11 protein-coding genes are annotated in these 9,337 nt (G+C 75.4%); 2 read left to right on the forward strand and 9 right to left on the reverse strand.

Going from position 1 to position 9,337, the window contains the following annotated elements:
- The 3 genes from KPF22_RS32845 to sigE form a co-directional block, all read right to left on the reverse strand.
- Window positions 1–1,136: S1C family serine protease (locus KPF22_RS32845; RefSeq protein ID WP_224400902.1), on the reverse strand; the 1,136-nt coding region annotated here is incomplete at its 3' end.
- 119 nt (window positions 1,137–1,255) lie between these two features.
- Window positions 1,256–1,906 (reverse strand): anti-sigma factor, encoded by a 651-nt coding sequence (locus tag KPF22_RS00200; RefSeq protein WP_208819298.1) that lies wholly within the window; start codon window positions 1,904–1,906, stop codon window positions 1,256–1,258.
- Window positions 1,903–2,544: an RNA polymerase sigma factor SigE gene (gene sigE / locus KPF22_RS00205; RefSeq protein ID WP_062400471.1), complete on the reverse strand. Its 642-nt coding sequence runs from the start codon at window positions 2,542–2,544 to the stop codon at window positions 1,903–1,905. Before sigE ends, KPF22_RS00200 begins: the two co-directional genes overlap by 4 nt.
- A 167-nt stretch (window positions 2,545–2,711) precedes the next feature.
- On the opposite strand from sigE, the gene KPF22_RS00210 reads away from it, so the two are divergent.
- Window positions 2,712–3,344: an O-methyltransferase gene (locus KPF22_RS00210; RefSeq protein ID WP_062400469.1), complete on the forward strand. Its 633-nt coding sequence runs from the start codon at window positions 2,712–2,714 to the stop codon at window positions 3,342–3,344.
- A 54-nt stretch (window positions 3,345–3,398) separates the two neighbouring features.
- Here the strand turns inward: KPF22_RS00210 and glgC are convergent, their stop codons facing one another.
- Window positions 3,399–4,634 carry a glucose-1-phosphate adenylyltransferase gene (glgC, locus tag KPF22_RS00215; RefSeq protein ID WP_224400903.1) on the reverse strand — a complete coding sequence of 412 codons (1,236 nt, stop codon included), beginning with the start codon at window positions 4,632–4,634 and terminating at the stop codon, window positions 3,399–3,401.
- 137 nt (window positions 4,635–4,771) lie between these two features.
- Here glgC and glgA point away from each other — a divergent pair, with 137 nt between their 5' ends.
- Complete coding sequence (gene glgA, locus KPF22_RS00220) at window positions 4,772–5,935, forward strand: glycogen synthase (protein ID WP_224400904.1); 1,164 nt, start codon at window positions 4,772–4,774, stop codon at window positions 5,933–5,935.
- Between the two features lie 80 nt (window positions 5,936–6,015).
- Here the strand turns inward: glgA and KPF22_RS00225 are convergent, their stop codons facing one another.
- From KPF22_RS00225 to KPF22_RS00245, 5 genes are all read right to left on the reverse strand, one after another.
- On the reverse strand, window positions 6,016–6,183 hold the full coding sequence (locus KPF22_RS00225) for a DUF3117 domain-containing protein (protein WP_010241564.1): 168 nt from the start codon (window positions 6,181–6,183) through the stop codon (window positions 6,016–6,018).
- 171 nt (window positions 6,184–6,354) lie between these two features.
- On the reverse strand, window positions 6,355–6,981 hold the full coding sequence (locus tag KPF22_RS00230) for a DNA-3-methyladenine glycosylase I (protein WP_224400905.1): 627 nt from the start codon (window positions 6,979–6,981) through the stop codon (window positions 6,355–6,357).
- On the reverse strand, window positions 6,978–7,565 hold the full coding sequence (locus tag KPF22_RS00235) for an SRPBCC family protein (protein ID WP_374107440.1): 588 nt from the start codon (window positions 7,563–7,565) through the stop codon (window positions 6,978–6,980). The genes KPF22_RS00230 and KPF22_RS00235 overlap by 4 nt, the downstream gene beginning before the upstream one ends.
- The gene (locus tag KPF22_RS00240; RefSeq protein WP_178374339.1) at window positions 7,540–7,902 is read right to left on the reverse strand and encodes a DivIVA domain-containing protein; all 363 of its coding nucleotides are present in this window, start codon (window positions 7,900–7,902) and stop codon (window positions 7,540–7,542) included. The genes KPF22_RS00235 and KPF22_RS00240 overlap by 26 nt, the downstream gene beginning before the upstream one ends.
- Window positions 7,903–7,937: 35 nt before the next feature.
- Window positions 7,938–8,939 (reverse strand): glucosyl-3-phosphoglycerate synthase, encoded by a 1,002-nt coding sequence (locus tag KPF22_RS00245; protein ID WP_208819306.1) that lies wholly within the window; start codon window positions 8,937–8,939, stop codon window positions 7,938–7,940.
- Window positions 8,940–9,337 lie beyond the last annotated feature (398 nt).

A 9,337-nucleotide genomic window follows, 5' to 3' on the forward strand; every position in this document is an offset into this window, starting at 1 on the left:
GAGTTGCCGGGGTTGATCGCGGCGTCGGTCTGCACGGCGTCGATCACCGCGTCGCCCGCACTGCCCTCGGGGTCGAGCCGCACCGGGCGGTCGACGGCCGACACGATCCCCGTCGTCACCGTGCCCGCCAGGCCGAACGGCGACCCGATCGCGATCACCGCGTCGCCGACGGCGAGCTCACCGGAGCGGCCGATCGCGGCGACCGTCGGGTTCGCGACGGGCACCTTGACCACCGCGAGGTCGGTCATCGGGTCCGCGCCGACCACGGTGGCCGGGACGCGGGAGCCGTCGGAGAACAGGGCCTCGATGGTGCCCTGGCCCGGTCCGGTCGCCGGCGCGACGACGTGGTCGTTGGTGAGCACGTAGCCCGCGGGGTCGATCACGACGCCGGAGCCGTTGCCCGCCTGGTTGCCGACGGTCACCTCCAGCGAGACGACCGCGGGCAGCACCCGCGAGGCGACCTCCGACACCGAGCCGGGCGGCCGTTCCCGGGCGGGCTCGGTCGCGCTCAGCACGGCTCCGGGGCTGGTCAGTGCGCTCGCCGCGGTGGCCGTCCAGTGCCCGATCAGGCCGCCCGCCGCACCGACGACGAGGGCGAGCACTCCGAGCAGCGCCAGCGCGCGCGGCTGCACCCGCTTGCCGAACAGGACCTCGCGGACGCTCAGCCGGGGGCCGTCGGGCCGGGGACCCTCACCGGGGTCGTCGCCGTCGCCGGGCGGAGGGGCGGCGACGACCGGCGTGCCCGGGTCGCGCCACGGGTCGCCGGTCGAGCCGCCGGGCCAGAACGGGTCCTGCTCGGCGCTCTGCTCACCCCCGCGCAGCGCGTCGCCCGACGCACCGGGCGGACGCTGCAGACCACCGGCGGGGTCGCCGTCGGGTGTGCGGTCCGGGCGGCCGAACGCGCGGGCGACCGCGGCGGTCGGTGGCGGCACCGTCGGCAGCGATCCGTTCGACCCGAGGTGCGACGACGGCGGCGCGAACGAGCTGTCGACGCCGTCCGGGCGGCCGAAGGCGGCCTGCTCGCCGGGGTCGGTCGCGGGACGGTCCAGCGGGCGGGGTCGCAGCCGCGGCGGAGCGGAGCCGTGGGCCTCCGGGTCGGCTGCGCCGTCCGGGCGGGTGCCGCGGTCGTCGCTCACCGGGTCACTCCGGAGCCCGGGGCGACTGCTCCCGACGATCGATCAGCCGGCACGGCGTCCACCCAGTACACCCGCACAGCCTGCCCGGCGGGCGGTGAAGTCGGTGTATCGGTGACGCGTCAGGGCGTCGGGGAGATGTCGGCGTCACCGGTCGGCGTGGCCGAGGTCGTCGGCGACAGCGGCGCACCGGTCGAGCCCACCGTGGTGGCGGCCGGGACGGCCGTCCGCCGCGACGAGGCGGGCACCGGGGTGGCCGCGAACCGCGCGACGGCCGCGGCACCCGGGCCGGGGACGGCCGGCCCGGCCGGGGTGGCGGTCGTGGCGGCGGGCAGACCGAACGCGAGCGCGCCGAGCGCCAGCCCGGACACGGCGGCGCCGGTGCCCAGACGCACCCGTCGCGACCGGCCGGAGCGACGGCCGTGATCGCCCTCGACCGGCGCCGGGCGCAGCACCGACACGAGCTGGCCGTCCGGGGTGAGCGACAGGCCCGCCGGCGGCGGGGGCAGCTCGGTGTCCTGCGGGATCGCGCGCAGCGTCGACATCAGCGACGGCGGCAGCGTGGGGGCGTCGGCACCGCGCAGCGCGGTGCGGGCCCGCCGCTGCTCGGCGACCTCCACCGCGCAGTCGGGGCAGCGCTCGAGGTGGCGGGTGGCGCGGTCGTGCGGACCGGCGGCCAGCTCGTCGTCCACGAAGGCGACGACCGCCTCGAGCGTCAGGTGGGTCGTCCCCCAGTCCGGGGGGACGACCTGGAAACGCCGTCGCTCGGTCACGGGACCAACTCTGCCACCGGACCGCGGTCGGATGCCACCGCCTGCTCCTCCGCCGCGGCCGCGCGGTGCCGCTCCAGCGACGCCCGCAGCGCGGTCCGGCCCCGGTGGATGCGGCTGCGGACGGTGCCGAGCTTCACCCCGAGGGTGGCGCCGATCTCCTCGTAGGACAGGCCCTCGACGTCGCACAGGACGACGGCGACCCGGAAGTCCGGGGGCAGCTCGTCCAGGGCGGCCTGCAGGTGCGGGTCGAGGTGGTTGATCGCGAACACGGTCTCGGGCTCGGGGCCACCGCCCGGGAGCCGGTCGGTGTCCTCGGGCAATCCCTCCATCCGCAGCCGGGCGCGGCGGCGGACCATGTCGAGGAACAGGTTCGTGGTGATGCGGTGCAGCCAGCCCTCGAAGGTGCCCGGCTTGTAGGACGCCAGGGACCGGAACACCCGGATGAAGGTCTCCTGGGTGAGGTCCTCGGCGTCGTGCTGATTGCCGGACAGGCGGTAGGCGAGTCGGTAGACGCGGTCGGCGTGCTCCCGGACGACCTCGTCCCAGGTGGGCGGGGTCCAGTCGGCACCCTCACCGGGGCGGGTACCGGCGGCGGCGTCCCGGAACGGGGCGTCGTCGGTTGCGCGAGGGGCGGACATCGGGGCGGGGCACCTCCGTGGAGTCGCGACCGTGTCGTGGTGTCGATCGGCCGCGAGGCTTCGTTCGTTGCACCACAGACTGCCCGCCACCCATGAGGAGGATGTGAAACCCGTCTGAGAGAAGTCTGTGAAACCGACGACGGATCATGCGGCGATAATCTTGCGCCATGAGCACACCCGCGGGGGCGGCCGCGTACGCCGAGGGCTACCTCGCCGAGGACGACGCGTGCGGCGAGGCCCGCGCACTGGGCACGGCGGCGGGCGCGCACCCCATCTCCGCGGCGGGCGGGGCGGCGCTGTCGGTGCTGGCCGCGACGGTCTCCGCGCGGGCCGTCGTCGAGATCGGGACCGGAGCCGGGGTGAGCGGGCTGTACCTGCTGCGCGGCATGGCCGGCGACGGGACGCTGACCACCATCGACGTCGACCCGGAGCTGCAGCGCTCGGCCCGGCGCACCTTCCTCGCCGCCGGGTACGGGCCCGGGCGCGCGCGGCTGATCAACGGGATGGCGCTGGAGGTGCTGCCGCGGCTGACCGACGGCGGCTACGACCTCGTCGTCGCCGACGCGGTCCCCGCCGAGTACCCCGGCTACCTGGCCGAGGCGATCCGGCTGCTGCGCCCCGGCGGGGTGCTGGTGCTGGAGGGTGTGCTCGACGGCGGCCGGGTCGCCGAGCCCGGTGCCGCGCACGGCCCGGGTACGGCCGCACTGCGCGAGACCGCCGCGCTGGTCCGCGACGACGAGCGCCTGCTGTCGGCGCTGCTCCCGGTCGCGGACGGGATGCTCTGCGCCGTCCGCAGGTGAGCGGAGCGAACGCGGCACCGACACCGCAGGTGAGCGCGGAACCGCGGGTCGGCGCTACTGCGCCGTGACGCCCTTGCCCAGGACGACGACGCCGCCGTTGGATACGGTGTAGCGGCTGCGGTCGAGGTTCAGGTCGACGCCGATCAGCGCGCCGTCGGGGACGACGACGTTCTTGTCGAGGATCGCCCGGCGCACGACCGCGCCCCGGCCGATCCGGGCGCCCGGCAGCACGACCGAGTCCGAGACCTCCGCGCCGCCCGACACGGACACGTTCGGGCTGATGACCGACCGGCGCACGATCGCCCCGGAGATGATCGTGCCCGCGCCGACGATCGAGTCCTGCGCGATGCCGCCCTCGACGAACTTCGCCGGCGGCAGCGCGGGCACCGCGGTGCGGATGGGCCAGCGCTGGTTGTAGAGGTTGAAGATCGGGTGCACCGAGACGAGGTCGGTGTGCGCGTCGTAGTAGGCGTCGATGGTCCCGACGTCGCGCCAGTAGCCGGCGTCGCGCTCGGTGGCGCCGGGGACGACGTTGTCGGCGAAGTCGTAGACGTGCGCGTCACCCTCGGCGACGAGCGCCGGGATGATGTCCCCGCCCATGTCGTGGTCGGAGTCGGCGTTCGCCGCGTCGGCCTTCAGCGCGTCGAGCAGTGCCTCGGTGGTGAACACGTAGTTGCCCATCGAGGCGAAGGTCACCTCGGGGTCGTCCGGCACGTGCGGCGGATCGGACGGCTTCTCGAGGAACTCGGTGATGCGGCCGGTCTCGTCGGAGGCGATGCAGCCGAACGCCTTGGCCTCGGCCCGCGGCACGCGGATCCCCGCGACGGTGACGCCCGCGCCGGACTCGGCGTGCTGGGCGATCATCTGCGCCGGGTCCATCCGGTAGACGTGGTCGGCGCCGAACACGGCGATGTACTCGGGCTGGTCGTCGTAGACCAGGTTGAGGCTCTGGAAGATCGCGTCCGCCGAGCCGGTGTACCAGCGCCTGCCGAGCCGCTGCTGGGCCGGGACGGTGGTGATGTACTGGTCGAGCACCGACGACAGCCGCCACGTCGTCGAGATGTGCCGGTCCAGCGAGTGCGACTTGTACTGGGTCAGCACGCACAGCCGGTCCATCCCGCAGTTCACGAGGTTGGACAGCACGAAGTCGATGAGCCGGTAGTTGCCACCGAACGGGACGGCGGGCTTGGCACGGTCCGCGGTGAGCGGCCAGAGCCGCTTCCCCTCGCCACCGGCCAGCACGATGCCGAGAACCCTTCCGGGAAGACGTCCGGACGCGGTCGGTCGCATGGCGTGAACACTAGTGGGCGCCCGGTGGCGGGGCCATACGTCCGGGCCCGCCGGGCAGGGTCGGACCGGATCGGACGCAGCGATCGCCCGGCGGACTCCTCGCGCCGCGTCCGCCCGCCCCGGTAGCGTCCCGGCCCGTGCGCGTCGGCCTTCTCACCCGTGAATACCCGCCAGCCGTCTACGGCGGCGCCGGAGTCCACGTGGGACATCTCGTCCCCGCCCTGCGGGAGCTCGTCGACGTCGACGTGCACTGCTTCGCCGAACCGGGCAGCGACGCCCCGGCCGACGCGCGCGCGCACTCCGCGCCGCCGCTGCCGGACGGGGCGAACGCGGCGCTGACCACGCTCGGGGTGGACCTGTCGATGGCCGCCGAGCTGGAGCGCTGCGACGTCCTGCACTCCCACACCTGGTACGCCAACATGGCGGGCCACATCGGCGGCCTGCTGCACGGGCGCCCGCACGTGGTCACGGCCCACTCGCTGGAGCCGCTGCGGCCGTGGAAGGCCGAGCAGCTCGGCGGCGGGTACCGGCTGTCGTCGTGGGTGGAGCGGACCGCCTACGAGGCGGCGGACGCCGTCATCGCGGTCTCCCACGGCATGCGCCGCGACGTGCTGAACGCCTACCCCGCGATCGACCCGGACCTGGTGCACGTGGTGCACAACGGCATCGACACGCAGTTCTACGCGCCCGACCCGGCCCGCGACGCGCTGCTGGCGCACGGCGTCGACCCGGACCGGCCGCTCGTGGTGTTCGTCGGCCGGATCACCCGGCAGAAGGGCCTCGGGCACCTGGTCGCGGCGGCGCACCGGTTCGACCCGTCGGCGCAGGTCGTGCTGTGCGCGGGCGCCCCGGACACGAAGGAGATCGCGGCCGAGACCGAGCGGGCGGTGGCGGAGCTGTCCGCCTCGCGCGACGGCGTCGTGTGGATCCAGCGGATGCTCGCCACCGCCGAGGTCCGCCAGTTGCTGTCGGCGGCGACGGTGTTCGTGTGCCCCTCGGTCTACGAGCCGCTGGGCATCGTGAACCTGGAGGCGATGGCCTGCGGTACGGCCGTGGTCGCCTCCGACGTCGGCGGGATCCCGGAGGTCGTCGACGACGGCGTGACCGGCCTCCTCGCGCACTACGACCCGGCCGACACCGCCGCGTTCGAGGCGGCACTGGCCGAGGCGGTCAACGCGCTGGTCGCGGACCCGCGGCGGGCCGCGACGATGGGTGAGCGGGGCCGGGAGCGCGCGGTCGCCGAGTTCGCCTGGGCCGAGATGGCCCGGCGGACGCTGGAGATCTACGAGTCGGTGGCCTGAGGCCCGTCACCGAGGCCCGGGTACGACGACGGCGGGACCGGTTCCCCGGTCCCGCCGCGTCGTGTCCGTTCCGTCGGCCGTCAGCCGACGGTCGACTTCAGCGCCTCACTGAGGTCGGTGGCCTCGTCCGGGGTCATCTCGACGACGAGACGCCCGCCACCCTCGAGCGGGACGCGCATCACGATGCCCCGGCCCTCCTTGGTGACTTCCATGGGCCCGTCGCCGGTGCGGGGCTTCATCGCGGCCATTCGTCCGTCCTCCGTCAACATCCACAACTGTCGTTCCCCGGTGCGCGCTCGGGGCACGCGCCGACCGTGGGACCACATTGTCCCCCATCACCGGCGCCGAGGTGCAACCGAGGCGATCACGGCTCGGCAGCGATACCCGCGGCGTTCACGCAGCGCAACGGCCCGGCGACGCTACGGCGACCCCGGTCCGGTCCCCCGCGGGCCCTCCGGGCCGGCCCCGGCACGCCAGCAGTACGCGACGTGGTCGTCGACCAGACCGGTCGCCTGCATGAGTGCGTAGCAGGTGGTGGGACCGACGAACCGGAAGCCGCGCTTCTTGAGCGCCTTCGACAGCGCCGTCGACGCGGGTGTGGAGCCGGGGACGTCGGACAGCCGTGCCGGGCGCGGGTGGTCGGCCGGGTCGGGTGCGTAGGAGGCGAGGAACGCGCCGAGGTCGTCGCCGGCGTCGAGGAGGTCGAGCACGGCGCGGGCGTTGGAGATCGTGGCCTCGATCTTCATCCGGTTGCGCACGATCCGGGCGTCGCCGAGGAGGCGGGTCACGTGGTCGTCGCCGAAGCGGGCGACCGTGTCCGGGTCGAAGCCGGCGAAGACCTCGCGGAACGCCGGGCGCTTGCGCAGCACGACGATCCAGGACAGCCCGGACTGGAACGCCTCCAGGCTCATGCGCTCGAACCAGGCCGCGGTGCCGTGGACGGGGCGGCCCCACTCGTCGTCGTGATAGGCGACGTAGTCCGGTGCCGAGAGCGCCCAGTCGCAGCGGGGGCGGTCGTCGTGGGCCGCGGGGTCGGGCGATGTCACCGGCCGGCCCGGTAGCGGTCCTCGGTCCGCTCGGCCATCCCGCGCAGCGAGTGCGCGACCCCGGCCCGGAACGCGGGGCGCACCAGCGGCCAGCCGAACCGGCCGAGCGCACCGAGCGGCAGGTCGAGCAGCTCGGTCCACAGGAAGCGCGACCGCGCCGGGCCCAGCTCCACGACGACGAACACGCCGTCGCCGCGGATCACGGTGCCGGTGTGGGTGACGACGATCCGCCGCTCCCCCGTCGCACCGGCGGGCGGTTCGGTCCACTCGGTGACCCGCATCGTGTCGGCGACGCCGAGCGGCCCGACCCCGGTGACCGCGCGCAGCTCGGTGCCGACCGAGCGGCCGTCGCCCGCGGTGATCTCGACGGTCGTGCCGAGCATCCAGTCCGACTGGCCCTCGAGGTCGGAGACGACCTCCCACAGGACGTCGGCGGGCACGTTGACGTCGACCGGGACCGTCAGCTCCACCCGGCCGCCACCGGCCGGCCGCACGCCCGGGGTGCGGTCGCCGACCCCGCCGTCGCGACCGTCCCCGCTCCTGCCTGCGGTACCGCCGTCACCACTGCCGTCGTTGCTCGTCACCCGGATCCTCCTCGGCGCGCATCCGCGCGATCGTCGCCTCCAACCGGGCCACCCGGTCGGCCAGCTCGTGCCGGTCGGTCCGGACCCGGTCCAGCTCGCCGGCCAGCCGGTCGAGTGCCCAGTCCACCTCAGCCATCCGGTATCCGCGCAGCACCTGCTGGAAACGCAGGTCACGGACGTCGGTTCCGGAGACCTCGCGGGCGGGCAGCCGGGTGGGTGTCGCGTCCGGGGCGAGCGGGGCGAGCTCCTCCCCGCGGCCGAAGACCGCGGCCGCCAACACGAACACCAGCGCGGCGACGCCGGCCAGGACGATCACGTACGCGAGGGCGGTCCCCATGCCGCCATCTCATCACGCCGGTCCGACGACGGGTCTCACCCCACGCGGGCGGCGGGTGCGACCACCGGCTCGGCGGATCCCCCGTCGCGCACCCGGCCCGGTGGGGGCCGGTCCACCTGGCGCAGCGGACGGGTCTCGGTGCGCCAGCCCGTCTCCGCGCCGTGGCCGGTGCGCACGTGGCCGGGGAGGACGTCGTCGGGGAGGAACGCGGTGAGTCCGGCGCCGGAGTCCTCGACCCCGCAGCGGGCCAGGGCCGTGGCGAGGACCTCGCGGGAGGTACGGCCGAGCTCGTGCAGCGGGCGGTTGCGGTGCCGGCGCACGCCGAGGTCGGCCTGCGCGATGGCCGCGGTCCCGCCGACGACGGTGTCGGCGTCGGTGTCGAGCAGCAGGCCGATGTCGACGCCGTAGCCGGTCGCGAACGGGAGCCGGTCGAGCAGCTCGCGGGTGGCGGCGTACTCGCCCCCGATGGGCTGACGGACGTGCCGCAGCCCGGGGCGGAGCGCGGCGAGCAGGGGGCGGGCGAGCAGCTCGGTGACGCGGCCGCCCTCGTGCCCGCTCGCGTCGTCGGGGCCGCAGGCACCACCGGGGCCGGTGAGCGGGCGCCGGTGGTAGCCCTTGACCAGCGCGGTCCCGGGCCGGGTGAGCAGCGGCGCGAGAAGCCGTTCGACGAGCTCGGGGTGCGGGTCGACGAGGTCGGCGTCGACGAAGCAGACCAGGTCGGCCGGGCGCGGCCCGTTCCCCAGGGCGACGACGGCGCGCCACATCGCCTCGCCCTTGCCCGGCAGCACCCGGACGCCGGGCACCGCACGCTCGCGGCCGAGCACCCGTGCCCCGGCCGCCGCGGCGCACTCCGCGGTGCGGTCGGTGCTCCCGGAGTCGAGGACGACGAGGTCGTCGACCAGCGGGGACGGGCCCTCGCACAGCCGGGTCAGCCCGGCGACGAGCGCACCGACCGTCGCCTCCTCGTCCAGGGCGGGCAGGACGACGGCGATGCGACGGCCGTCCTTGCGGGCGGCGAGCCGGGCGGAGAGGGTCACGGGCTCAGGTGAGCGGACGGGCGCACTCGTCGAGCGCCGCGCCGGCCAGCCCGGCGGGGTCGGCCGGGGCGGAGTCGTCGCCGCGGACCTGCCGCAGCCGCTCGATCGGGGCCCGTGAGGCGAACCCGCGGTCGGCGAGGCCCGCGACCCAGTCGACGAGGCCATGGCCGTCGGGTGCTGAACCTGCACCGGCTCCGCCGGCTCCCTGGTCGTACGACCTCGAGTCGACCGTGCACCGCCCCGCCGGATGGAGCTGGTCGGCGTTCCGGCTGCTGTTCACGCTGTGGGTCGCGGGCGGGCAGAGGCGGCCGGGCGGCGGAGCTGTGCGGGATGAGCCGGGCCGCGGTGTCCAGCTGGCCAACACCCTCGCCGCCGGTGCGCTGGTCCGGCGCACGCCG

The organism is Pseudonocardia sp. ICBG1034 (assembly GCF_020131375.1).
GTDB classification, from domain to species: domain Bacteria; phylum Actinomycetota; class Actinomycetes; order Mycobacteriales; family Pseudonocardiaceae; genus Pseudonocardia; species Pseudonocardia alni.